Source organism: Micromonospora citrea (assembly GCF_900090315.1).
In the GTDB taxonomy this organism is placed as follows: domain Bacteria; phylum Actinomycetota; class Actinomycetes; order Mycobacteriales; family Micromonosporaceae; genus Micromonospora; species Micromonospora citrea.
Window position 1 is genome coordinate 3,594,015 of record NZ_FMHZ01000002.1, and the last position, 23,646, is coordinate 3,617,660.

General features: G+C 75.8%; 21 protein-coding genes and 2 pseudogenes. 13 read left to right on the forward strand and 10 right to left on the reverse strand.

The genetic code is table 11. The annotated features are described in order from the left end of the window. Positions 1-456: 456 nt before the first annotated feature. A pseudogene (locus GA0070606_RS33330) lies at positions 457-960 on the reverse strand (LppU/SCO3897 family protein); the annotation flags it as partial. A 437-nt stretch (positions 961-1,397) separates the two neighbouring features. Between GA0070606_RS33330 and GA0070606_RS16465 the strand changes: the two are divergent. Both GA0070606_RS16465 and GA0070606_RS33335 read left to right on the forward strand, forming a co-directional pair. Continuing rightward, on the forward strand, positions 1,398-2,324 hold the full coding sequence (locus GA0070606_RS16465) for an EamA family transporter (RefSeq protein ID WP_245724713.1): 927 nt from the start codon (positions 1,398-1,400) through the stop codon (positions 2,322-2,324). Between the two features lie 10 nt (positions 2,325-2,334). Further along, positions 2,335-3,345, forward strand: a complete 1,011-nt coding sequence (locus GA0070606_RS33335) for a prepilin peptidase (RefSeq protein ID WP_245724714.1) — start codon at positions 2,335-2,337, stop codon at positions 3,343-3,345. 161 nt (positions 3,346-3,506) lie between these two features. Here the strand turns inward: GA0070606_RS33335 and GA0070606_RS16475 are convergent, their stop codons facing one another. The 6 genes from GA0070606_RS16475 to GA0070606_RS16500 all read right to left on the reverse strand — a co-directional run bounded on the left by GA0070606_RS16475 (position 3,507) and on the right by GA0070606_RS16500 (position 11,781). Continuing rightward, entirely contained in the window at positions 3,507-6,707 is a 3,201-nt protein-coding gene (locus tag GA0070606_RS16475; RefSeq protein WP_091100656.1) for a UvrD-helicase domain-containing protein, read from the reverse strand. Between the two features lie 87 nt (positions 6,708-6,794). Further along, complete coding sequence (locus GA0070606_RS16480; protein ID WP_091100661.1) at positions 6,795-8,039, reverse strand: metallophosphoesterase; 1,245 nt, start codon at positions 8,037-8,039, stop codon at positions 6,795-6,797. Positions 8,040-8,052: 13 nt separating this feature from the next. After that, a complete protein-coding gene (locus tag GA0070606_RS33340; protein WP_176737546.1) occupies positions 8,053-8,250 on the reverse strand; it encodes a MoaD/ThiS family protein in 198 nt (65 codons plus the stop codon). Positions 8,251-8,450: 200 nt separating this feature from the next. Further along, positions 8,451-9,464 carry a GTP 3',8-cyclase MoaA gene (moaA, locus tag GA0070606_RS16490; RefSeq protein ID WP_091100667.1) on the reverse strand — a complete coding sequence of 338 codons (1,014 nt, stop codon included), beginning with the start codon at positions 9,462-9,464 and terminating at the stop codon, positions 8,451-8,453. Then, the gene (locus GA0070606_RS16495; protein WP_091100671.1) at positions 9,461-10,375 is read right to left on the reverse strand and encodes a fructosamine kinase family protein; all 915 of its coding nucleotides are present in this window, start codon (positions 10,373-10,375) and stop codon (positions 9,461-9,463) included. The genes moaA and GA0070606_RS16495 overlap by 4 nt, the downstream gene beginning before the upstream one ends. Before the next feature lie 17 nt (positions 10,376-10,392). Beyond that, on the reverse strand, positions 10,393-11,781 hold the full coding sequence (locus tag GA0070606_RS16500; RefSeq protein WP_091100676.1) for an MFS transporter: 1,389 nt from the start codon (positions 11,779-11,781) through the stop codon (positions 10,393-10,395). Between the two features lie 167 nt (positions 11,782-11,948). Here GA0070606_RS16500 and GA0070606_RS16505 point away from each other — a divergent pair, with 167 nt between their 5' ends. From GA0070606_RS16505 to GA0070606_RS16525, 5 genes are all read left to right on the forward strand, one after another. Next, the gene (locus GA0070606_RS16505) at positions 11,949-12,530 is read left to right on the forward strand and encodes an NADPH-dependent FMN reductase (protein WP_091100680.1); all 582 of its coding nucleotides are present in this window, start codon (positions 11,949-11,951) and stop codon (positions 12,528-12,530) included. 20 nt (positions 12,531-12,550) lie between these two features. Next, the gene (locus tag GA0070606_RS16510) at positions 12,551-13,147 is read left to right on the forward strand and encodes a DsbA family protein (protein ID WP_141721709.1); all 597 of its coding nucleotides are present in this window, start codon (positions 12,551-12,553) and stop codon (positions 13,145-13,147) included. Between the two features lie 11 nt (positions 13,148-13,158). After that, positions 13,159-15,852, forward strand: a complete 2,694-nt coding sequence (locus GA0070606_RS16515) for an AAA family ATPase (protein WP_091100687.1) — start codon at positions 13,159-13,161, stop codon at positions 15,850-15,852. A gap of 99 nt (positions 15,853-15,951) precedes the next feature. Then, on the forward strand, positions 15,952-16,992 hold the full coding sequence (locus GA0070606_RS16520) for a DUF4192 domain-containing protein (RefSeq protein WP_091100691.1): 1,041 nt from the start codon (positions 15,952-15,954) through the stop codon (positions 16,990-16,992). Positions 16,993-17,145: 153 nt separating this feature from the next. Further along, positions 17,146-18,102 (forward strand): acyltransferase domain-containing protein, encoded by a 957-nt coding sequence (locus GA0070606_RS16525; RefSeq protein ID WP_091100694.1) that lies wholly within the window; start codon positions 17,146-17,148, stop codon positions 18,100-18,102. Here GA0070606_RS16525 and GA0070606_RS16530 read toward each other — a convergent pair. Both GA0070606_RS16530 and GA0070606_RS16535 read right to left on the reverse strand, forming a co-directional pair. After that, entirely contained in the window at positions 18,099-18,314 is a 216-nt protein-coding gene (locus GA0070606_RS16530) for a DUF397 domain-containing protein (RefSeq protein WP_091100697.1), read from the reverse strand. The two genes, GA0070606_RS16525 and GA0070606_RS16530, sit on opposite strands and share 4 nt — an antisense overlap. After that, positions 18,302-19,049: pseudogene (locus tag GA0070606_RS16535) on the reverse strand (DUF5753 domain-containing protein). The gene GA0070606_RS16530 and the pseudogene GA0070606_RS16535 overlap by 13 nt, the downstream one beginning before the upstream one ends. 218 nt (positions 19,050-19,267) lie before the next feature. Between GA0070606_RS16535 and GA0070606_RS16540 the strand changes: the two are divergent. The 3 genes from GA0070606_RS16540 to GA0070606_RS16550 all read left to right on the forward strand — a co-directional run bounded on the left by GA0070606_RS16540 (position 19,268) and on the right by GA0070606_RS16550 (position 20,545). After that, positions 19,268-19,474 (forward strand): hypothetical protein, encoded by a 207-nt coding sequence (locus tag GA0070606_RS16540; protein ID WP_091100701.1) that lies wholly within the window; start codon positions 19,268-19,270, stop codon positions 19,472-19,474. Continuing rightward, positions 19,471-19,719, forward strand: a complete 249-nt coding sequence (locus tag GA0070606_RS16545) for a flavin reductase (protein ID WP_091100704.1) — start codon at positions 19,471-19,473, stop codon at positions 19,717-19,719. Before GA0070606_RS16540 ends, GA0070606_RS16545 begins: the two co-directional genes overlap by 4 nt. A gap of 115 nt (positions 19,720-19,834) precedes the next feature. Beyond that, positions 19,835-20,545, forward strand: coding sequence for a GAP family protein (locus GA0070606_RS16550; protein WP_091100708.1), 711 nt, complete (start codon positions 19,835-19,837; stop codon positions 20,543-20,545). On the opposite strand, the gene fdhD is transcribed toward GA0070606_RS16550, so the two are convergent. Beyond that, positions 20,535-21,389, reverse strand: a complete 855-nt coding sequence (gene fdhD / locus GA0070606_RS16555; protein WP_091100712.1) for a formate dehydrogenase accessory sulfurtransferase FdhD — start codon at positions 21,387-21,389, stop codon at positions 20,535-20,537. The genes GA0070606_RS16550 and fdhD overlap by 11 nt on opposite strands. Before the next feature lie 6 nt (positions 21,390-21,395). Here fdhD and mobA point away from each other — a divergent pair, with 6 nt between their 5' ends. From mobA to GA0070606_RS16570, 3 genes are all read left to right on the forward strand, one after another. After that, positions 21,396-22,142 (forward strand): molybdenum cofactor guanylyltransferase, encoded by a 747-nt coding sequence (gene mobA / locus GA0070606_RS16560; protein WP_245724958.1) that lies wholly within the window; start codon positions 21,396-21,398, stop codon positions 22,140-22,142. Beyond that, entirely contained in the window at positions 22,139-22,405 is a 267-nt protein-coding gene (locus tag GA0070606_RS16565; RefSeq protein WP_091107822.1) for a DUF6457 domain-containing protein, read from the forward strand. Before mobA ends, GA0070606_RS16565 begins: the two co-directional genes overlap by 4 nt. Positions 22,406-22,485: 80 nt before the next feature. Continuing rightward, positions 22,486-23,592: a T3SS (YopN, CesT) and YbjN peptide-binding chaperone 1 gene (locus GA0070606_RS16570; RefSeq protein ID WP_091100715.1), complete on the forward strand. Its 1,107-nt coding sequence runs from the start codon at positions 22,486-22,488 to the stop codon at positions 23,590-23,592. The last annotated feature ends 54 nt before the right edge of the window (positions 23,593-23,646 follow it).

The window sequence follows — 23,646 nt, forward strand, 5'->3', positions numbered from 1 at the left end:
GGTATCCGGCACCCGAACTCGGCGGCGGGTATCCGGGACCAGAGCTGGGCGGCGGCGGGTAGCCCGAGCCAGAGGTCGGCGGCGGCGGGTATCCGGCACCAGAGCTGGGCGGCGGCGGGTAGCCCGAGCCGGAGGTCGGCGGCTGCGAGGGCTGGCCCCAGGGCTCGGCGCCGCCCGACGGCGGCTGGCCCCACTGCGGTGCTGCCGGCGGCTCGGCGCCGCCCGACGGCGGCTGGCCCCACTGGGGTGCGGTGGGCGGCTCGTTACCGGGCTGCGGCTGCCCCCACTGGGGTGCGGTGGGCGGCTCCGCGCCGGCCGCGGGCGGCTGCCCCCACGGCGGCGGGGCCGGGTCGCCGGGCGGCGGACCGCCCGGCGTGCCGGGTGGGCGCTGGTAGTGGTCGTCCGGCTGTCCGGGTGGTCCGTAGATTGTCATCTCTTCCTCAGGGGTGCGGTGGCTCAGCGCTGCTTCAGGCAGAGCACGAAGTCGAGGGTGTCCAGCTCGCTGTCGAAGAAATACCAGTTGGTGTAGCCGGCGACCTTGGCGCATTTGGCCGCGGCGTCCTTCTCGCCGCTGGTCGCCCCGTCGATCCGGCGCAGCACCTCGTACGTCTGCGGGCCGCAGTCGCTGATCAGCAGCTTGGGTTTGCCGCCGGCCGGGCCGTCGTTGCGGACGCACTGGCCGGCCTTCACGAAGCGGGGGTCGGCGGAGGATTCGGGAGCCGGGGCGCTGGGCGCCGCGGTCGGGGTGCTCGCCGGTGCCTCCGGCACGCCGGTCCCGGCCGGCACCGGCTCGCTCGGCGTGGCCACCGGCGCCTCGTCACCCTGGCCGAGCAGGTAGTACACCGCCGCGCCGCCGCCGAGGACCAGCACCGCCACCGCCGCCAGCACCGCGACCAGCGGCCCCCGGCCGCGTCGGCGCTCCGGCGGCGGGGTGGGACCGCCGGCGTACGGGGAGGGGGGCGTCGCGGCGTCGGGCCAGGGGGCGTACGGCTGCCCTGCGGGACCGTAGGCGGGTGGCGGCTGCCGGTACGGCCCCGGATCGTCCCGCCGGTAGGGCTCCGCACCGTAGCGGGGCTCCGGCGGCGGGTACGCGGCGTGCGGGTCGTCCCATCCGCCGCGACCGTAGGAGCCGGCTGAGGTGCCGTACGCCTCGTCGGGCTGCCGCCCGCGCCACGGTTCCGGATCCCCCCGACCCGGTGGTCCGTAGTTCGCCATGCACGTCTCCCGCGTGAGTGGTGAGAGGCCGGCCACCAACGAGGGACGCCGACGCCCACGTCACCGTAGCGTGTCCACCGATGAGACCACGCTCACCGAGTGCGTCACCCTCGACCGACCCGCCCGCAGGGACCGGGCCGAATCCCGGGGGCGGTCGGGCGGCCGCCGCCACGCCGACGCTGGTGTGGACCGCCCTGCTGCTCGTCTACGTCCTCTGGGGCTCCACCTACCTCGGCATCAGGATCGCCGTGGAGTCGATGCCGCCGCTCGGCTCGGCGGCCCTCCGGTTCGCCGCCGCCGGCCTGGTGCTGGCCGTCGTGCTGCGGCTGCGCCGGGGCGCGGGCGCGCTGCGGGTCGACCGGCGGCAGCTCGGCTCGGCCGCGCTGGTCGGGGTGCTGCTGCTGGCCGGCGGCAACGGGCTGGTGGTGCTCGCCGAGTCCGGTCCGCCGGGCGTCGCGGTGCCATCCGGGATCGCCGCGCTGCTCGTGGCCACCGTCCCGCTGCTGGTGGTGCTGCTGCGTACGGCCACCGGCGACCGGCCCCGGTTCTGGACGCTGGCCGGGGTGACGCTGGGCTTCGTCGGCCTGGTGCTGCTCGTGCTGCCCAGGGGCGGGACCGACGCCGTACCGCTCGCCGGGGCGTTGACCGTGGTCGCGGGAGCCGTGAGCTGGTCGGTCGGCTCGTTCCTCTCCGGCCGGATCCGGATGCCCGCCGACCCGTTCGTCGCCACGGTCTACGAGATGTTCGCCGGGGCGGCGGCGCTGGCCGTCCTCTCGGCGGGCCGCGGGGAACTGCGCGGCTTCGACCCGGGTGCGGTGACCACCCGGTCGTGGCTCGCGCTCGCGTACCTGATGGTGGCCGGCTCCCTGGTCGCCTTCACCGCGTACGTCTGGCTGCTGCACCACGCGCCGATCTCGCTGGTCGCGACGTACGCCTATGTCAACCCGGTGGTCGCGGTGGCCCTCGGCGCGCTGATCGTCGCGGAGCCGGTCACCGCGCAGGTGCTGCTCGGCGGCGCGGTCATCGTCGCCGGCGTGGCCCTGGTGGTGAGCACCGAGAGGCCCCGACGTCCCGCATCGGGTACCCCGCCGGAGCCGCCCCGCCGGTAGCGTCCGGCCCGTGTCGAGCGGGTCGGTGGTGTGCGCGGCGCTGCTCGGCGGCCTCGCCGGTCTCGCCGCGCCCCGGGCCGGCCGCCGCTGGACGCCCCGGCCCGCCCCCACTCCTCCCGCACCGACCGTCGCGCCGGTGCCGGGGCTGACCGCACCGGTTTCCTCGGCGTCGGCCGGCTCCGTGCCGCCCGCCGGCGCGTCGGCCGGCTCCGTGCCGCCCGCCGGCGCGTCGGCCGGCTCCGTGCCGCCCGCCGGCGCGTCGGCCGGCTCCGTGCCGCCCGCCGGCGCGTCGGCCGGCTCCGTGCCGCCCGCCGGCGCGTCGGCCGGCTCCGTGCCGCCCGCCGGCGCGTCGGCCGGCTCCGTGCCGCCCGCCGGCGCGTCGGCCGGCTCCGTGCCGCCCGCCGGCGCGTCGGCCGGCTCCGTGCCGCCCGCCGGCGCGTCGGCTGGTGCCGTGCCGTCGCGGGCGACGGGCGGACCGTTGGTCGCCGTGAGCGGGGCGTCCGCCGGTGCCGGGGCGGCGGTGGGGGCGGTCGTGTTCGCCGGGCTCGCGGCGGCCCTCGACAACGATCCGGCCCTGCCGGCCTTCCTCGGGCTGGCGGCGGTCGGGCTGGTGCTCGCCGTGGTCGACCTGGCCTGCCTGCGACTGCCCGATCCGCTGGTGGGCGCGGCGGCGCTGGTCGTCGCCGTCGGCCTCGCCGGTGCCGCACTGCTGACCGGTGCCCCGGAGCGCCTGTTCGGCGCGATGGCGGGGGCGGCGCTCTCCTTCGCCGCGTACGTCCTGCTGGCGTTGCTGCCCGGCTCGCGGCTGGGCTTCGGCGACGTGAAGCTCGCCGGCGTGCTGGGCCTGCCGCTCGGCTGGCTGGGGTGGTCGCCCCTGGCGCTCGGGCTCATCCTGCCGCACCTGCTCAACGGCGTGGTGGTGGTCGTCCTGCTGGCCGCGCGCAGGGTGCGCCGCGACACCCCCCTCCCGCTGGGCCCGGCCCTCCTGACGGGCGCCTGGCTGACCACCCTCCTCACCTGACCGCCCCCACCCCCCGCCCCCGCCGCTGGTCCTCGGCGATCTCGCACTTCCTGCCCCCGACTTGCGACGAATGTCCATCATGTCGGGGCGCAAAGTGCAAGATCGCCGAGGGCTGGAGAGGGCTGGAGAGGGCGGGAGGGGGAGGAGGGGAGGGAGGGGAGTCAGATGAGGCGGAGTTGGCGGTCCCTGGGGCGGCGGGGTTCGGCTTCGCCGAAGCGCTCGAAGAGGCCCGGGTCGATGGCGTCGAGGAACGGCGACGGGGCGCACTCGCGTTCCGTCCCGTGCCGGCTGCGGCGGGCGGCGTGGCTGACGTACAGGCGGTCCTGGGCCCGGGTCAGCCCGACGAAGAAGAGCCGCCGCTCCTCGGCGATCGCGTCGTCGTCGGGGGTGCTGCCGGGCCAGCGCAGCGGGAGCAGCCCGTCCTCGGCGCCGACCAGGAAGACCACCGGGAACTCCAGCCCCTTCGCGGCGTGCAGGGTGAGCAGGGTGACCGCCTCGGCGCGCGGGTCGAGGGCGTCCACCTCCGCGCCGGTGGCGAGCTGGGACAGGAACGCCGGCAGGTCGTCGCCGCAGCGGCGGGCCAGCGGGGTGAGCAGGTCGACGGCCGAGCGGACGTCCTCCGGGCGTACCGCCCCGGCGCCGTCCAGCGTGGGCACCGCGAAGCGCTCCGCCAGCACCTGACCGGCCAGCCGGACCCGGGCGGCCAGCGAGCCGTCCAGCCCGTCGGCGTGGCGCAGCTCGCGGGCGATGGCGGACACCCCGGGCCGGTCCCGCAGCCGGTCGTGCGACCGCTTCTGCACGGGGATGTTCGCCCGGGCGAGGGCGTCGACGATCGGTGCGGCCTGCGCGTCGGTGCGGTAGAGCACCGCGATGTCGGAGAAGGAGAGCGAGGTGGACCGGCCGTCGATCCGCCCCGAGTCGAGGGAACGGTGGGAGAGGCCGCCGACCAGCTCGTCGATGGTGCGTACGACGAAATCGGCCTCGTCGGCGACGGAGCTGGCGGGATAGCGGCCCACCAGCGGGGCCTCCGGGTCGAGCCGGGCCGGGTCGAGCCGGCGGCCCCGCACCAGCGACGACGGCGCGATGGCCTGGACGGCGGCGGCCAGGATCGGGGCCGACGAGCGGTAGTTGCGGTTCAGCCGGACCAGCCGGGCGTCGGTGAAGTCCTGCGAGAAGCGCAGGAAGTAGCCGACGTCGGCGCCCCGGAACGAGTAGATCGCCTGGTCCGGGTCGCCGATCGCGCAGAGGTTGCCGTCGGCGGGGCTGAGCAGGCGCAGCAGCTCGTACTGCACCTCGTCGACGTCCTGGTACTCGTCGACGAAGATCCACCGCCAGCGCTCCCGGTACCGCTGCACGAGCTTGCGGTCGGCCTTCAGCAGCGTGACCGGCAGGGTCAGCAGCTCGTCCAGGTCCACCAGGTCCTGCTTGCGCAACAGCGCCGCGTAGGACGCGTCGTCGTCGCCGGCCTCGGCGCGGGCCTCCGCCCGCTGGGCGTCGTCGGCGATCCGGAAGTCCGCCGGCAGGCCGACGGCGTCGGCGTTCTCCCGCAGGATGGTCAGGCCCAGCGAGTGGAAGGTGCCGACCGTGACGTCCTCGGCGACCGGCCCGAGCAGGCCGTCGAGGCGGTGCCGCAGCTCCTCCGCGGCCCGCCGGGTGAACGTGATCGCCAGGCACTGCTCGGGGAAGACGTTCAGCTCCGCGCAGAGGTAGGCGATCCGGTGGGTCAGCGTCCGGGTCTTGCCGGTGCCCGGCCCGGCGACGATGAGCAGCGGCCCGCCCGGCGCGGAGGCCGCCACCCGCTGCATGGCGTCCAGCCGGTCCAGCAGGCCGGTGCCGACCTCCTCCATGCCGGCGAGCATCGGCTCGAACGGCTCGTGCGGCGAGGGCGCCGGCGCGATCGGGGGTGGTGGCGCGGGCGTCACGGGCTTGCGCTTCGGCTCGGCCTTGGCCTTTGCCGCCGCCGGGCGTCTGGCCCGCGGCTTGGGTGCCGGCTCCGTCGGGGTGCGCTGCGCCGGCACGGGTACGTCGAAGAGGGTCTCCTGCGCCGTGCCGGCGTCGCCGCCCAGCTCGGCCGGGTCGAAGAGGGTGATGACGCCGTACTCGCCGTCGTAGCCGGGCACCCGGCGCACGTCGCCCCGGCGCAGCCGGCCGATGCCCTCGGCGAGCAGTTCCCCGCCGACCCGGCCGATCTCGTCGAGCGGGGTGATGGTGAGGATCTCCAGCTCCGGGCCGAGCGCGGCGACCAGCTCGTTGAGCTTCCCCTCGACCCGCTTCGACCGCGCGCCCACCTTGTTGATCTCACCGAGGATCTCGGCCAGCGGCACCAGGTGGGTGACGTCGCGGGCGTGCGCCGGCCGGTGGCCCGCCGGGCGGTCGGCCAACTCCTCGACCCGGCTGAGCACGCCTACGGTGAGCGGCTTGCCGCACTCCGGGCAGCGACCGCCGGCGGCCCGGGTCCGCTCCGGGGGCCAGTTGACGCCGCAGAGCCGATGCCCGTCCGCGTGGTACTTGCCCTCCTCGGGGAAGAACTCGATGGTCCCGGCCAGCCCGTCGCCGGTGCGCAGCGCGTCCCGGATCGCGAAGTAGTCCCGCCCGGTGGCGAAGACGGTTGCCTCCCGGGCCAGCGCCGGCGGCGAGTGCGCGTCGGAGTTCGACACCAGTTGGTAGCGGTCCAGGCTGCCGACGCGCCAGTTCATCTCCGGGTCGGACGAGAGGCCGGTCTCCACCGCGAAGATGTGGTCGGCGAGGTCGGCGTAGCAGTCGGCGATCGCGTCGAAGCCCGACTTGGAGCCCAGCGCGGAGAACCACGGCGTCCAGATGTGCGCGGGCACCAGGTAGCCGTCCGCGCTGGCCTCCAGGGTGATCTCCAGCAGGTCCCGGGAGTCCAGGCCGAGGATCGGCCGGCCGTCCGAGCCGAGGTTGCCGATCCGCCCGAGCGCGGTGTTGAACCGGGCCACGGCGTCCAGGTCGGGCAGGTAGATCAGGTGGTGCACCTTGCGGGTGCGGTCGTCCCGCTTGTAGATCGTGGAGATCTCCACGCTGAGCATGAACCGGACCGGGTCCGCCTCCGCCTCGCTGGCCAGCCGGGGCGGCAGCCGGCGGGCGATGTCCCGCTCCGCCTCGGGACTGAGCCGGTGCAGGCCGGGCTCGGCGGGGTGCAGGGTCTCGCGCAGGTGGTCGTACCAGGCGGGGTGGGTGAAGTCGCCGGTGCCGAGCACGGCGATGCCCTTGCGCCTCGCCCACCAACCGAGGTTCGGCAGGGTGAGGTCGCGGCTGCACGCGCGCGAGTACTTCGAGTGGATGTGCAGATCCGCGACGAACGGCGGGAGGCCACCGGAGGGTGCGGCGCTGAACGGAGGCACGCCGCATCCTGTCACGAGCCGGATGGCGCCCGTCATCCGCCACGCGTGAAGGTGAGGTGCGCAATCGGCGGGACCGCCCCGTCCGGGTCAGGCGCTGCGCAGCTCCACCAGGGTGATCTGGGGTTCCGCGCCGACGCGCACCGGCGGGCCCCAGAAGCCGGCGCCGTTGGTGACGTAGACCTTCGTGCCGTCGACCTCGCCGAGACCGGAGACCACCGGCTGCTGGAGCTTCACCAGCAGGTTGAAAGGGACGATCTGCCCGCCGTGGGTGTGCCCGGAGAGCTGGAGGTCGACGCCGAACTTCGCCGCCTCCACGGCCGCCACCGGCTGGTGGGCGAGCAGCACCACCGGGCGGCTCGGGTCGCGGTCGCCGAGGGCCGCCGCGTAGTCCGCCGGGGCGGCCAGGCCGGTGCCGGCGGCGGTGACGTCGTTGACCCCGGCCAGGTCGAGCACGCCGCCCCGGGCCTGGATCTCGGTCCGCTCGTTCTGCATGACCCGCAGGCCGAGGCGGTCCAGCTCCTGGACCCACTCCTCGACCCCGGAGTAGTACTCGTGGTTGCCGGTGACGAAGTAGCTGCCGTGCCGGGAGCGCAGGCCGCGCAGCGGCTCGGCCGCCTCGCCCAGCTCGGCCACCGAGCCGTCGACCAGGTCGCCGACGACCGCGACGACGTCCGCGTCGAGGCGGTTGATCGCGGCGACGATCCGCTCGGTGTGCGCCCGGCCGCGCAGCGGACCGAGGTGGATGTCGGAGACCGTGGCGATGCGCAGGCCGTCCATGCTGCGGGGGAGCTTGGCCAGCGGGATCTGCACGCGGTCGAGCTGCGGGGGGCCGAGGGCGGTGCGGATGCCGTAGCCGGTCAGGCCGGTGGCGGTGAGCCCGGCGAAGATCGCCGTCCCGCGGGCGAGCAGCAACCGGCGGGAAGGGTCGTGGTCGGGCTGCGCGACGGCGTCGGCGGCCGGCGGGTCGGCCGGACCGGCGGCGCCGACCAGGGCGGGCTCGGGCGCGGCGGCGGTGGGCTCGGCGGCGGCGACCCGGCGGCGCAGCACCAGCTTCGCCACCGCCATCGGCACCTCCAGCGCCACGAGCAGGACCAGCAGGTAGAACATGACGGCGAGCCAGAGGTAGCCCGGCCACGCCAGCCAGTAGAGGCCCGCCTGGGTGCCGACCATGGTCGCCGGTACGAGCAGCGCAAGCACCAGGGCGGTGATGCCGCCGATCCGTCGCCAGCGCCCCGGCGTGGTGGTGTCCCGTACCAGCCGCTTCCAGAGGTAGAGGTGGATCAGGCCGGTGATCAGCGCCAAGGTGGCGACGAACGCCAGTGCCGGCAGCATGTGTGCGCCTCCCTCAGCCGCCCGCGAAGGGCGGCAGGACGTCGATCGTGGCCCCGGCGGGTAGCGGTGCCCGACGATCATGACAGGTCACGCCGTCCACCAGGAAACTCGCCACCCGCAGCACGGCGGCGAGTCGCTCGCCGTGTCGGGCGGCGAGTTCCCCGAGGAGTTCGTCGAGACTGCCGCCCGCGGATGCGGTCTCCTCGGGCAGCCCGGCGGCGGCCCGCGCCCCGGCGAAGTAGCGGACGGTGAGGGGCGGCCCGGCGTCGGCCGGCGGAACCGTCTGCCCGGCGTGGTCCGGCGGCCCGGCGTGGTCCGGCGGCCCGGCGTGGTCCGGCGGCCCGGCGTGGTCCGGCGGCCCGGCGTGGTCCGGCGGCCCGGCGTCGGCCGGCCGCGTCGGTTCGGTCACGGTCATCCTCCGATGGCCGACATCGGCCGGACGGGTTGCAGGAAGGCGGGGTCGTCGATGCCGTGCCCGGCCCGCTTGCCCCACATCGCAACCCGCCAGCGCCGGGCCAGTTCGTCGTCGTCCGCCCCGGCCCGCAGCGCGCCGCGCAGGTCGGACTCCTCGGTGGCGAAGAGGCAGGCACGGACCTGCCCGTCGGCGGTGAGCCGGGTGCGGTCGCAGTCGCCGCAGAACGGCCGGGTGACGCTGGCGATCACGCCGACCCGGGCCGGACCGTCGTCGACCAGCCAGGTCTCGGCCGGGGCGGCGCCGCGTTCCGCCGGGTCGGGGGTCAGGGCGAACTCGTCGCGCAGGCGGGCCAGGATCTCCTCGGCGGTGACCATGGTGTCGCGGTCCCAGCCGTGCTGGGCGTCCAGCGGCATCTGCTCGATGAACCGCAGCTCGTAGCCGTGGGCGAGGGCGAAGCGGAGCAGCGCGGGGGCCTCGTCGTCGTTGATCCCGCGCATGAGGACGGAGTTGACCTTCACCGGGGTCAGGCCGGCGGCGGCCGCGCCGGCGAGCCCGGCCAGCACGTCCGCCAGGCGCGGGCGCCGGGTCAGCCGGGCGAACCGCTGCGCGTCCAGGGTGTCCAGCGAGACGTTCACCCGGTCGAGCCCGGCGTCGCGCAGCGCGGGGGCCAAGCGGTCGAGTCCGATGCCGTTGGTGGTGAGCGAGATCCGGGGGCGCGGCTCCAGCGCCGCCACGGCGGCCACGATGCCGAGCAGGCCGGGCCGGATCAGCGGCTCCCCGCCGGTGAACCGCACCTCGGTCACGCCGAGCAGGCGCACCGCGACCCGGACCAGCCGGACGATCTCCTCGTCGCCGAGCAGTTGCGGGCCGGGCAGCCAGGGCATCCCTTCCGCGGGCATGCAGTAGGTGCAGCGCAGGTTGCACTTGTCGGTCAGGGACACGCGCAGGTCCCGGGCGACGCGGCCGTACCGGTCGGCGAGGACGCCGTCGGTCGGCGGGGCGGCGTTCACCCGTCGACGGTAGCGCGCGCCAGCCCGGCCAGGGCCGCGCGGGCGGTGCGGGCGACCGCGTCGCGGTACGTGCCGCCGAATAGGGCGGTGTGCACCAGCATCAGGTGGAGCTGGTGCAGCGGCACCCGCTCCTGCCACCCGTCGGCGGGCGGCCACGCCTCCGCGTACGCGGCGAGGACCCGGTCGAGGTGCGGCACGCCGCCGAAGAGCGCCAGTTGTGCCAGGTCGGTCTCCCGGTGCCCGCCGTGCGCGGCCGGGTCCACCAGCCAGACCCGGTCGTCGGCGCCCCAGAGCACGTTTCCCGGCCAGAGGTCCCCGTGGATCCGCGCCGGCGGCTCGTCCCCGCCGAACTCGCCGATCCTGTCGACGACCTGCTCGACCAGCCCGGCCTCCGCGCCGGTGAGCGCGCCGCCGTCCACCGACCGGCGCAGGTACGGGACGAGCCGGCGCCGGACGAACCAGCCCGACCACGGCCCCTCGTCCGGCGTGTTGTCCTGCGGGAGCGCCCCGACGAACCCGGTCCAGTCGGCGCCGAACGTCGGCGCGCCGGCGCGGTGCAGGGCCGCCAGCTCCCGGCCGAACCGTTCGGCCGCCGCGGGCGTCGGCTCGCCGGGCTCGACCCAATCGAGCGCCAGCAGCTCGGGCAGTGCCACCACCACCTCGGGCACCGCGACGGCTCCCGCGTCGCGCAGCCAGCGCAGGCCGGCCGCCTCGGCGGCGAAGAAGCCCTCCGGCAGCGGCCGGCCGGCCCCCTCCGGCCAGGTCTTGGCGAAGATCGAGTGGCCGTCGTCGAGGGTCAGCCGGGAGGCGGCGCAGATGTCGCCCCCGGCGACCGGCGTCTCCCGGATCCTCTGGTGGGTCAGGAAGGTCGGCAGGTGCTCCGGGTGCGCCCGCAGGTACGCCAGATCCATCCGCGCACGGTAACCCGTCACGCGGCGTCGCGGGCGGGCGTCGCGGTGGCGCCCCGCCGGCGGGCGCCCAGCAGCGCCACCACCCCGGCGGCCTGGATCGCCGTGAGCAACACCAGGGCGGTACGGAATCCGGCCAGCCCGCCACCGCCGGCGGTCCAGCACAGCGCGGCGACGGCGGGCGCGAGGGTCGTCGAGATCATCCGTACGGTGCCGCTGACCCCGCCGGCGGCGCCGGTGGCGCCGGCGGGCGCCGCCGCCATGACCGCCGCGATGATCGGGGTGTTGAACAGGCCGAACCCGACGCCCAGCACCGCGATCTGCCACCCGACGTGCGCCAGCCCGGCGTCGGCGGGGAGCGTGACCGGCAGCAGCGTCGCCCCGGCGACAAGCGTGGCACCCGTCGCCGCCGCCGGCAGCGCGCCGATCCGGTCGGCGAGCCAGCCGGCGACCGGCGAGACGACCGTCATGGCGCCGATGTTGACCAGCAGCAGCATCCCGGTCACCTCCGGGCCCTCGTGCAGCACGTCGGCGAGGAAGTACGGCAGGAGGAAGGCCGTCAGCGCGATGTTGAAGCACACGAGGAAGAGCCCGAGGGTGGTGAGCCCGAAGCGACGGTCGCGTACCAGCGCGATGACCGGTCGCGCGGCGGGCAGCCGGGCCCAGGCCAGGCCGAGTCCCACGGCGAGCGCGCCGAGCCCGGCGGCCACCGCCGGCCGCGCCGTGATCTCGTCGACCGCGACGATCACCGCGGCGACCGTGCCGCCCAGCAGCACCACCTCGCTCAGCAGCGGCAGGCCGGGCACGGGCAGTCCCCGGCCGTCGCGGGGCAGCGCCCGCAGGCCCAGCCAGAGCGCGGCCGCGACGAGGGGCAGCTTCAGCAGGAACACCGCGCGCCAGCCGAACGTGCCGGCGACCAGCCCGCCCAGCGACGTGCCGGCCATCCCGCCCACGGTCATGATCGTCACCACCGTGCCGATCGCGCGGGCCCGCTGGTCCGCCCGGACGGACGCCGCGATCACCGGCAGGTAGACCGCCAGGGTGAGCCCGCCCGTGACGCCCTGGAGCAGCCGTACGGCCAGCAGCGCCCACATCGTCGGCGCGACGGCGGCGAGCACGCTGGTGACGCCGATGCCGGCCATGGACCCGGCGAAGATCAGCCGGGGATCGGCCCGGTCGGCCCAGCGGCCGGCCGGGATGGAGACGGCGGCCATCGGCAGCGCGTACGCCAGCAGCACCCAGGTGGTGGCCGTCGGATCCGCCCCCAGATCCGCGCCGATGGCGGGCAGCACCACGCCGGCGATGCTCATCTCCGAGGTCACCACGAGCATGGCGAGGGCCACGGCGGCGACGGGGGCCCAGCGGGTCCGGGCGACGGGCGGCGGCTGCGGTGCGTGGGTGGTGGTCATGGGCGCCGACGGTAGGGACGTGCGCGTCCACCGGGCATCTGTCGAACGACCGTACCGGGCGCCGGGGTGGGGCCCGGGCCCGTGACCGGTCGGTTGACAGATGGCGGGCCCCCGCCGGCTGCCTAGCGTGGTCGGCACCCAACCCCGACCGACCTGGGAGAACATCCATGACCACGCAGCAGTTGCGCCTCGCCGTCATCGTGGCAAGCACCCGCCAGGGGCGCTTCGGCCCGGTGGTGGCCGACTGGTTCGTCGACCGGGCGCGGCGGCACGGCGGCTTCGACGTCGACGTGATCGACCTGGCGGAGGTCGCCCTGCCGGCCACGCTCACCGACTTCGGCGCGCCCCAGCCGGCGGCGGTCGACGCGCTCGCGCCGCGGCTGGCCGGCGCCGACGCCTTCGTGGTGGTCACGCCGGAGTACAACCACAGCTATCCGGCCACCATCAAGATCGCGATCGACTGGTACCGCGACGAGTGGCGCGCCAAGCCGGTCGGCTTCGTCTCCTACGGCGGGCTCTCCGGTGGCCTGCGCGCCGTGGAGCACCTGCGCACGGTCTTCGCCGAGGTGCACGCGACGACCGTGCGCGACACCGTCAGCTTCCACGGCTGCTGGGACAAGTTCGACGAGTCCGGCGCGCCGGTGGAGCCGCAGGGCTGCGACAGCGCCGCCAAGACCGTCCTGGACCAGCTCGGCTGGTGGGGGCGGGCGCTGCGGGAGGCCCGCGAGCGCGTCCCGTACGCGGCCTGACGGGAAAGGGGGTGCAGACGATGGACGTGGAGTTCGTCTTCGACGTGCCGTGCGTGTGGTCGTACTTCGCCTACGCCCGGTTCCAGCGCGCGGCGGCGCGGATCCGCGCCGAGGGCGGGCAGGTGGCCGTGCGGTTCCGGCCGTTCCAACTGGACCCGCGCGCCACGGCCGACGGGGAACCGAAGATCGACGTGCTGCGCCGGGCCTTCGGCGTCGAGGCGGACGACGCCGTCGCCGGCATGGAGTCGAAGGCGGCCAGCGAGGGGCTGACGTTCCGGCACCGCCACGCCGTGTGGAGCGACACGCTGCCCGCGCACCGCCTGATCGCCGTGGCCGCCGGGCAGGGGCGGGGCGAGGCGATGGTGGAGCGGCTGTTCCGCGCCCACCACACCGACGAACTCAACATCGCCGATCCGGTCACGCTGCGCCGGCTCGCCGACGAGGCCGGCGTCGCCTCGCGGGACGGCGGCGACGAGGACGTACGCGCCGAGCTGGCCCGGGTGCGCGCCGAGGGCGTACGCGGGGTGCCGGTGTTCCGCCTCGCCGGCCGTACGCTGCACGGCGCGCTGTCCGAGGAGACGCTGTACCAGGCGATGAGCGCGACGGTGGCCGCGTAGCCTTGGCTCCTGTGCTGCACGGTCGGACCGACGAGATCGCCCGGATCGACACGCTGCTCCGGCAGGCGCGGGCCGGGCGCAGCGGGGTGCTCGTGCTGCGGGGCGAGGCCGGGATCGGCAAGTCCGCGCTGCTCGACCACGCCGCCCACCTGGCCGGCGACATGCGGGTGCTGCGCACCGACGGGATCGAGTCGGAGGCGGGCTTCCCGTACGCCGGCCTGCACCTGCTCCTCGGCCGGGAGACCGGCCGGCTGGACGCCCTGCCCGCGCCGCAGGCCCGGGCGCTGCGGGCCGCGCTCGGTCAGGAGGCCGGCGGCGACGACAACCGGTTCCTGGTCGGACTGGCCGTGCTGAGCCTGCTCGCGGAGCTGGCCGAGGAGCGCCCGCTGCTCTGCCTGGTCGACGACGCGCACTGGCTCGACAGGGCCTCGGCGGAGGCGCTGCTCTTCGCCGTGCGTCGGCTCGACGCCGAGGCGATCGCGGTCGTCGTCGCGGCCCGCGCCGACGAGCAGTCCCCGTTCGACCCGGCCGGCCTGCCGGAGCTGCCGATCGGCCCGTTGGACGAGGCGGCCGCCGCCGCCCTGGTCGCGCAACGGCCGGAGCCGGTGCCCGGCTACCTCCGTTCCGACCTGCTCGCTGAGGCGCAGGGCAACCCGCTCGCCCTGCTGGAACTGCCGCTCGACGGCGAGCCCCGGCGCGTGCCGTCCTCGCGCTACCAACGGCTGCACCAGGTCTTCGCCGAGCGGGTACGGCGGCTGCCCGAGGCGACCCGGCGGCTGCTCGGCGTCGCCGCCGACGCGTCCACCGCCGACGCCGCCGTGGTGCTCCCGGCCGCCGAGCGCCTCGACTGCACCCGCGCCGACCTCGCCCCCGCCGAGCAGGCGCAGCTCGTGCGGCTGGCGGAGGGCCGGCTGGTGTTCCGCCACCCGCTGGTGCGTACGGCGGTGCGGGAGACCGCGGAGGCCGGCACCCGGACGGCGGCGCACGAGGCGCTCGCGGCGGTCTACGCGGCCCGGGGCGACACCTGCTCGTACGCCTGGCACCGGTCGGCGATGGCCGTCGGTCCGGACGAGGAAGCGGCGCTCGCTCTGGAGGCCGCCGCCCGGACGGGGACGCCCCGGGTGAGCGCGGCGGCCTCGGCGATGTACGAGCGGGCCGCCGCGCTCACCGCCGACCGGGCGCGGCGCGGGCAATGGCTGACCACCGCCGCCGAGGCGGCCGCCGACGCCGGCCAGCTGGACCGGGCCGCGGCGCTGGCCGACCAGGCCGCCGACTACGTCGCCGATCCCGTGCAGCTGGCCGACATCGCCCTGGTCCGCGCCACGGTGCTGGACTCGCGGGACCGCCCCAAGGAGGCCCACCGGCTGCTCTCCGACGCGGCCCTGGCGGCGGCCTCCCTCGACCCGCGCCGGGCCGGTCACCTGCTCTTCCGCGCCGGCCGGGCGGCGGCGCACGCGGACGACCTCGACGCGCTGGAGCGCACCGCCGCGCGGGCCGAGGAACTGGGCGTGCCCAGCGCCCACCTCGTCACCGCGCTGTCCCAGGTGTTCGCCGCGCAGCACGCCCTCTCCGACGCCTCCGTGGAACCGCTGCGGGTGCTGGTCGGGGAGACGACCGGCTGCGCGCAGCACCTGGAGCTGCTCGACATCGGCTGGTGGCACCTGATGCTGGCCGACCTCGACAGCGCGTACGACATCGCGGCGCGCCTGGCCGACACGGCCCGCCAGCAGGGCGCCGCCGGCCTGCTGGCCTCGGTGCTCCCGCTGCTCGCCCGCACCCAGCTCATGTCGGGCCGGCACGACGACGCGGAGGCCAGCGCAACGGAGGGGCTGCGGATCGCCGCCGACACCGGGCAGCGCCGGCACGCGGTCTACCTGGACACGGTGCTGGCCGCCCTGGCCGCCATGCGGGCTGACGAACAGCGGTGTGCGGAGCTGACCGCGGAACCGATCGCGCGGGGCGTGACGCCGGGCAACGTCCACGCGGCGGGCGCGCTGAGCCTGCTGGACCTGGGCCTCGGCCGGTACGAGTCGGCCTTCGCCCGGCTCTCCGGTGTGTTCGCCGCGCGGCACCGGGGCGGCGCGATGGCCAGCCTTCCCGACCTGGTGGAGGCCGCGGTGCGGGTCGACCGGCCGGCGGACGCGCTGCCCGCCGCCCGGCGGTACGCCGAATGGGCCGCGCACGTCCGGCAGCCGTGGACGCGGGCGGTCGCGCTGCGGTCCGAGGCGCTGCTGACCGGCAACGCCGACGACCGGTACGCCCAGGCCGTCGCGCTGCACCGGCAGGGCGGCCCGCCGTTCGAACGGGCCCGCACCGAGCTGCTGCACGGCGAGTGGCTGCGCCGCGCGCGCCGGATCAGCGAGGCGCGGATCGTGCTGCACTCGGCGCTGGAGATCTTCGACCGGCTCGAGGCCCGCCCCTGGAGCGCGCGGGCGCGCGCCGAGCTGCGCGCCGCCGGGGAGAGCGTCCGGGCCGCCGACACGGACGCGGTGCGGCGGCGGTTGACCCCGCAGGAGCACCAGGTGGTGCAGTTGGCGGCCCGAGGGCTCAGCAACCGGGAGATCGGTGCGCAGTTGTTCCTCAGCCCCCGCACGGTCGGCTACCACCTCTACAAGGCGTACCCGAAGCTGGGCGTCGGCTCCCGAGGCGAGCTGGCGTCGCTGGTGGCGGACCGGCCGGAGCACGTCTCGCCCGTGGAGGCGTGAGCGGTCCGAGCTGGGGCGTCACGCTCCGTGTCTGTGGATAACCCGCGTGTCGTCCACAGGGGCGGCGGGCGGCCCGCCCCGGGTCGCAGGCTGCCAGCCATGACCCCGACCGACCGCCCCCGCCTCACCGTCCGCTCCCCGGCCGACCTCATCGCCGCCGTGCCCTACCTGCTGGGTTTCCACCCGGCCGACAGCGTCGTCGTGGTGGCGATGCGGGCCCGCCGGATCACCTTCGCCGCCCGGGCCGACCTGCCCGACCTCGCCGACCCGGGCGACGCCGCCCGGCACCTCGCCGGCGTCGTCGCCCGGCAGAGCGCCGAGACCGCCACGGTCCTGGGCTACGGCCCGGCCGCCCGGGTCACCCCGGCGGTCGACGCCGTGCGCGCCGCGCTGACCGGGGCCGGGTTGCCCGTGCTCGACGCCCTCCGCGTCACCGGGGGCCGCTACTGGTCGTACGTCTGCACCGAGCCGGAGTGCTGCCCGCCGGAGGGCAGGCCCTTCGACGCCGGCGCCAGCGAGGTCAGCGCCGCGGCCGTCTTCGCCGGCCAGGTCGCCCTGCCCGACCGGGCCGCCCTCGTCGCGCAGGTCGCCCCGGTCACCGGTCCCGCCCGCTCGGCCGTACGCCGGGCCACCGCCCGCGCCGAGCGGCGCCTGGCGGCACTGCTGCACAAGGCCCCGGCGGCCGACCTGCGCAGCGGGCGGGCGGTCCGGGCCACCGGGGCTGCGGCCGTACGCGGCGCGCTGCGCCGGCACCGGCGGGGGCAGCCGCTCGGCGACGACGAGGTGGCCTGGCTGAGCCTGCTGCTGACCCACGTGCCGGTGCGCGACCACGCCTGGGAGCGCACCGACGGGCGCGACGAGGACATCGCGCTCTGGGCCGACGTGCTGCGCCGCGCCGAGCCGGAGCTGACCGCCGCGCCGGCCGCGCTGCTGGCGTTCGCGGCCTGGCGGGCGGGGCAGGGCGCGTTGGCGGCGGTGGCCCTGGAGCGGGGCCTGGCCGAGCACCCCGACTACCCGCTGGCGCTGCTCCTCGACGACCTGCTGCGCCGGGGCGTGCCACCGTCCGAGCTGGACGGCTGGCCGGCAGTCGGCGCGACGGGCGTCGTGCGCCGCAGACGCAGCCGGGGCGGCCCCCGGTGAGCCGGCAGACGTGCTCGGCTCGACGGATTGTTCGCCTCCTACCCGTGCTCGATCGACCGCAGGAAGTGGTGCATCCCTGAAGCCGGATTGCCGTTCGGAAAGACGAGCGGCACGGGCCGTCGAAGACACCGACCGGCGGGTAGGGTCGGCCGGGTGGACCTGGACGACACCGCCGCCCGGCTCGGGGTGCCCGTCGAGGACGTCGAGCGGGTGCACCGGCTCGCCGGTGACCGGCCGTCGGCCCCGATGCCCGCCAAGGCCGATGCGCCCGCGCTCCTCGACCGGCTCGCGGTGCGACCGGACGACGCCGCCGAGATCATGGCGGGCTGGCCCGACCCCGACTCTCCACTGTGGATGCCGGAGCTTCGCTGGCTGCTCGACCGCTCGATCGCGCTGGTCCGCGCCGACCTCGGGGGCCACGCCTGGCTGCCGCCCGGCCCCGCGCTGCCGCGCGACCGGAGCCCCGCCTGGCGGCATCTCTACGTGTACGCGTACCTGGCCCTGGTCGACGTCGTCAGGGGATACCACCGCGACCACGGCATCCCCGACGCCGTGTCCTGGGCGACCCTCGCCGACCTGGGCCGCAACCTCGCGATCGACAGGCGGATGCACCGCGAGGGCTGGCCGGTCATGCAGAGCTGGCTCACGCTGCACGCGCGCGGCGGCCTCTACGAGCTGGGCCGGTTGCAGTACCAGCGCGGCGGCACCGCCCTCGACCTGCACATCCCCGAGTCGGGGCCGATGACCCCGGAGGCGGTCGCGGCGTCGCTCGACGAGGCCCGCGCCTTCTTCCCGCGCCACTTTCCCGACGAGCACTACACGGCGTTCGCCTGCGGCTCCTGGCTGCTCGACCCGCAGTTGCTGGAATACCTGCCCGAGGATTCCAACATCGTCCGGTTCCAGCGGATGTTCGAGCTGGAGCCCTACGAGGAGCCGGAGGGGTTGGACGCCGACGTCGAGGTGCTGCGGTTCGTGTTCCGCAGCCTGACCACGCCGCTCGACCAACTGCCGCGCCGCACCGTGCTCCAGCGCGCGATCATCGACCACCTCGCGGCTGGGCGGCACTGGCAGATCCGCCGGGGCAGATTCCCGATCCGGCCCCGCCCTTAGCTCGACTGTCGGCTCGGCGAGAGGCACCGATCCAGCCGGGTGACGAAGGCGCGCCACGCCGCCGGCGCGAGGGTGAGGGCCGGGCCGGACGGGTCCTTGGAGTCGCGGACGGCGACGACGCCAGGAAGATTGCCCGCGACCTCGACGCAGTTGCCGCCGTTGGAGCTGCTGCGGGTGCTCTTGCGCCAACGGGCGCCGGTCAGGTCAGCCATGCTCGCGCTCTCAGGAAGTCGATGGACTGGTCTCGCGGAAGCGCTACCGACCTCACGGTATCCCAGACCGCCCGGAGCGGAGCAACGTCGTTTGTGATGCGCCCGGCAGCCTGGTCGTCCAGATAGCCGACATCTTCGCCATCCATCGTGGTGGCTATGACGAACGGTCCGGCCTGGCCGGGATGCAGCCCCGCGCCGAGCGGGATGACGTGCACCATCACGTGCGGTCGCTGAGCCATCGTCGCGAGGTGATCAAGCTGCGGATGCATGATGTCGGGGTCCTCTCGGCGCAGGGCCGCCTCGTCGATGACGAAGACTGCCAGCGGCGAGCGGGAGCGCTCGGAGACGGCGGCCTGTCGCCGTAGGCGCGTTTCGACGTAGGTGGTGGCGTCCGCGATCAGCGGACCGCTCATGAGGACCGCGCGGGCGTAGGCCTCTGTCTGTAACAACCCCGGGATGACGGATGACTCGTAGCACCGAAGGCCGACCGCCTCGCGCTCGATGTCGGTCCACGGCCGGAACCATGCTGGTTCGCGTGGCCGCAGAACGTCCGGCCAAAGCTCGACAACGTCCTTCCTGAGGATCGCGGCCACCTGGGCCCGATGGCGGGTCTGGGGAATCCGTTCCGTGACTTACCCACCGCGCGGCGGTCTTCGGATCGACACCGATCTGAGCAGCGAGGCTCTCAGCCGTCTCGCCCACCTCGGCCATGGCTGCCCGTACCGCCTGGTTCATCCCTTGCCTCTCATCGAACGTCCCGAACATCCGAAGCACATACCGCAACGCAGTGTGTTCGATCCACAACCCTCGGCAAGGTGGGTGGCGTGGCGGCGCGGTCGGTGGAGGCGATGACCCGGTGGCCGCGTCAGCGGGGGTCGTCTCGACAGGGAGGGCGGGGCGGCCCCACTCCGACGCACGAGGGAGGGTCCACCGTGGTGCACCTGGCGGCAGGCATGACGATCCGCGTTCCCGAGGACGCGTACCGCTTCGGCACCGGGCCGCTGACCCTGGCCGTCACCGAGGTGATCAGCAGGGGCCCGTTCGAGGGGCACGAGTGGGCCGAGCTGCGCGGGCACGGCGTACGCGAGGACGGCACGCGGGCCTCCCGCGAACGCTTCGCGTTCGTCCGCGTCGACCGGGTCCGGGTGGTGGACCGGTGAGCCGTCGGCGCGAGCACCTGCCCACCCGGCCCACCTGGCGGTGCGCGGCCTGCGGCATCGCCTGGCCGTGTTCGGCGGCGAAGCTGCGGCTGCTCGCCGAGTACCGGACGGACCGGCCGGGGCTGCTGGTCCACCTGGCGGCCCTTCAGGCCGAGGCGGGCGAGCAACTCGCGGCGCTGGACCGCGCCCCGACGCCGGGCGACCTTGCCGAGCGCTTCATCTCCTGGGCGCGGGCGCGCGGGTAGCCGGCGTGGCGCGGGTCCGTCGAAGGATGTAGCCGACGTTCGTCCCGTGGGGCGACCTGACCGGCTCCGCGCCGCCCGAGAATGATCACATGCCGCTACTCCTGCACGGTCCGGCATGAGCGTCGCACTGCTGCTCTCGCTCGCGGGCCTGGCCCTGGTCGACAGCACCAGCATCGGCACGCTCTTCATCCCGGTCTGGCTGCTGCTGGCTCCGGGCAGGGTCAGCGTCCGACGGATCCTGGCCTACCTCGGCACCATCACCGCGTTCTACTTCGCCGTCGGGCTGCTGCTGGTCCTCGGCGGCGCCCGGCTGGCCGACGTCCTCGGCGGGGCGCTGGACAACCGGCCGGTGCTCTGGGCGCAGCTCGCCCTCGGGGTCGGCCTGTTCGCGCTGAGTTTCCGCTACGACGGCAAGCGCCGCCCGCGCGGCGGCGGGGTGCTGCGGTGGCGGGACCGGGTCGCCGGCGGGGACTCCTCGGTGCGCTGGCTGGTCGGGCTGGCACTGCTCGCGGCGCTCGCCGAGGTGGCGACGATGCTGCCGTACCTCGGCGCGATCGGCCTGCTGACCACCTCCGGGCTCGGCGCGGGGAGCGTGGTGGGCCTGCTCGCCGGCTACTGCCTGGTGATGGTGCTGCCGGCGGTGCTGCTGCTGGCCGCCCGGGTGGCCTGGCCGAGGCTGGTCGAGCCGGTGCTGGCCCGGCTCAACGCCTGGATCGTGCGTAGCTCCGGCGGCATGCTGGGCTGGATCTTCGGCATCGCCGGGTTCCTGCTGGCCAGGGACGCCGCCGTCCGGCTGGGCTTGTTCGACACGTGGATCAGGTTGTGACCCGCCGCGGGTGGGCGTAGACGTTCATGGCCCGGTCGCGCAGGAAGCCGACCAGGGTCAGCCCGGCCTCCTCGGCCAGCTCCGCCGCCAGCGTGCTGGGCGCGGAGACCGCCGCCAGCAGCGGCACGCCCGCCATCCACGCCTTCTGGGTCAGCTCGAAGCTCGCCCGCCCGGAGACCAGCAGCACGTGCCCGGCCAGCGGCAGCCGCCGCTCGCGGACCGCCCAGCCGACCACCTTGTCGACGGCGTTGTGCCGGCCGACGTCCTCGCGCAGCACGACCAACTCGCCGTCGGCCGTGAACAGGCCCGCCGCGTGCAGCCCGCCCGTGCGGTCGAAGCCGCGCTGCGCCGCGCGCAGCCGCTGCGGCAGCTCGACCAGGACCGCCGCCGGCACCGTCAGCGGGTCGTCGCCGACCGCGAAGAGCGATCGGGTACGCACCGCGTCGATGCTCGCCTTGCCGCACACCCCGCAGGCGCTGGTGGTGTGGAAGTTCCGGGTCGGGTCGGCGGCCGGCTCGGGCACGCCGGGCGACAGCACCACGTCCACCACGTTGTACGTGTTGGGCGTCTCCGCGCCGGCGCAGAGCTGCGCGGTGTGCACGTCGTCGGCGGAGCGGACCAGCCCCTCGGTCAACAGGAAGCCGATCGCCAGGTCGAGGTCGTCGCCGGGCGTACGCATGGTGACGGCGAGCGGCCGCCGCCGGCCGGGACCGGGCGGGCCGACGCGGATCTCCAGCGGCTCCTCGACGGCCAGGCTGTCCTGCCGGCGTACCGAGGTGCGACCGGTGGCCGCCGCGTCGAGGTCGACGCGGAGCACGCCGCGCCGGTCAGTAGCCCGTCCCATCCCGCCATCCTGCACCCCGCACCTGGGCCGTCGCACGGCTACCGTGGCCGGGTGGACGCGTACGCGGCGGTGGTGCTGGCGGGTGGGGCCGCCCGCCGGATGGGGGGCCTGGACAAGCCCGCCCGGCCGGTCGGCGGTCGACCCATGCGGGACCGCGTGCTGGCCGCCGTCGCCGATGCCGCCTCGCGCGTCGTGGTCGGCCCGCCCGCGGCGGTGCCCGCCGGGGTGCGGGTGACCCGGGAGGAGCCGCCGGGCGGCGGGCCGGTCGCCGCCGTCGCCGCCGGGCTGGCCCTGGTCGACGCCGGTACGCCGGTGGTCGCCCTGCTCGCCGCCGACCTGCCGCTGCTCACCCGCGCCGCCGTCGGCGTGCTGCTCGACCGGCTCGACGCCGGTCACGACGGGGCCTGCTTCGTCGACGACGAGGGACGCCGGCAGACGCTCTGCGGGGTGTGGCGGGCGGCCCCGCTGCGGGCCGCCCTGGCCCGCCTCGCCGCCGGGCTGGCCGCCGGCGGGAAGGCCGTCGAGCGCGCCGAGCGGGCCGCCCCCGGGAAGGCCGTCGAGCGCGCCGGGCTGGCCGACGGCGGGAAGGCCGGTGGACGGGGCGGCGCCGCGCCGCTCGCCGGAACCTCGATCCGGGCGCTGCTCGCCGGGCTGCGGGTCCGCGAGGTGCCGTGGACGGGTGCCGGCCCGCCGCCCTGGTTCGACTGCGACACTGACGAGGACGTACGCCGGGCGGAGGAGTGGGCGCGATGACGGTGATGTACGACTGGGTGACGGCGGCCTGTGCCGAACTGGGCCTCGACCCCGCCCAGGTGCCGGTGCCGGCCGTGCTCGACCTGGCCAAGGACGTGGCACACCAGGTGCTGCGACCGGGCGCGCCCGTCACCGCGTACCTCCTCGGGCTCGCGGTCGGCCGGGGCGCGGACCCGGCCGGCGCGGCGGCCCGGCTCAGCGCGCTGGCCGCCTCCTGGCCGGTCGAACTCGGCGGCGAGCGGCCCGGCGAGGGCCCCGCCTGACCGCCGTTGTCCGATCGGTGTCGGCCTGATTCGTCCCCCGGCTTCCGTGGGTAGGGTGACCTGGACGGACGGAGGCGATCATGACGGCAGACCACCCCTCGGCGCCGCACGGTGACTCGCCCGGCACCCTGCCGGCGCACCACGAGCCGATCCTGCTCGACGAGCCCACCACGGCTGACCTGCGGGCGAAGGTGACCCAGGCGTGGCGGGAGTTCGCGCGGGCGCTGGCCGAGCGGTTGGGTGCGCTGCCGACGGGCACGCACGTCGAGCTGACCCTCGACCCCACCGCCTCCGGCACCGGCGACGCCGTCTATTCCGTCAGCATCGACGTCGGCGAGGGCGGCAGGCTGGCCGCCCGCGCCGTCGGCAACGCCACCCTGCCGCAGGGCTACCGGCTGGACCGGGCCGCGGTGGCGGACATGATCGCGCTCGGCTGGTCGCCGCCGGGCGTGGTGGAGGGCTCCGGCGAGCACTTCGGGCTTGACGGCAGCGTCGCCGACGCCACCCGGCTGGCGGCCCTGCTCACCCGGACGCTGCGCGACGTGTACGGCGCGCCGCACCCCGCGTTCCTCGTCTACCTGATCCACGACGCCCAGGGCGAGCCGCTGCCGGTGGAGCCGCTGGGCACCGCGCGCAGCGAGTTCGGGCCGGACCGCGACGTCGAGGCCGACCTCGACGAGGCGCTCGCCGCGGCCGCCGCCGCCCAGGCCCCCGAGGGCGACGTGGCCGCGCTCGCCGAGCGGGTGCGCACTGTCGTCTCGACCATGCTCAAGTCGGAGCCGGACCGGTTGCAGGTCGACTCCGACGGCGACATCAACATCCGCGCCGGCTCGGCGATGGTCTTCGTCCGGGTCCGCGACAATCCGCCGCTGGTGGACGTCTTCTCCCCGGTGCTCACCGAGGTCGAGCCGACCGAGCGGCTCTACGTGAAGCTCTCCGAGCTGACCAACCGGATGCCCATCGGCCGCCTCTACTGCGCCGACGACACGGTGTGGGCGTCCATCCCCGTCTTCGGCCGCAACTTCCAGGCCACCCACCTGATGCTCGCCGTGCAGGTGATGACGGGGCTCGCGGACGAACTGGACGACCGGCTGCACGGGGAGTTCGGCGGGAAGCGCTTCTTCGGCGAGGGCGACAAGCCGGTCCGGCGCGACCAGGGCGAGCACCGCACCGGCATGTATCTCTGAGCTTCCCCCTCCCGCGATGGGGGGCGGGTGGGGCCCGGAAACCCCGAGAAACCG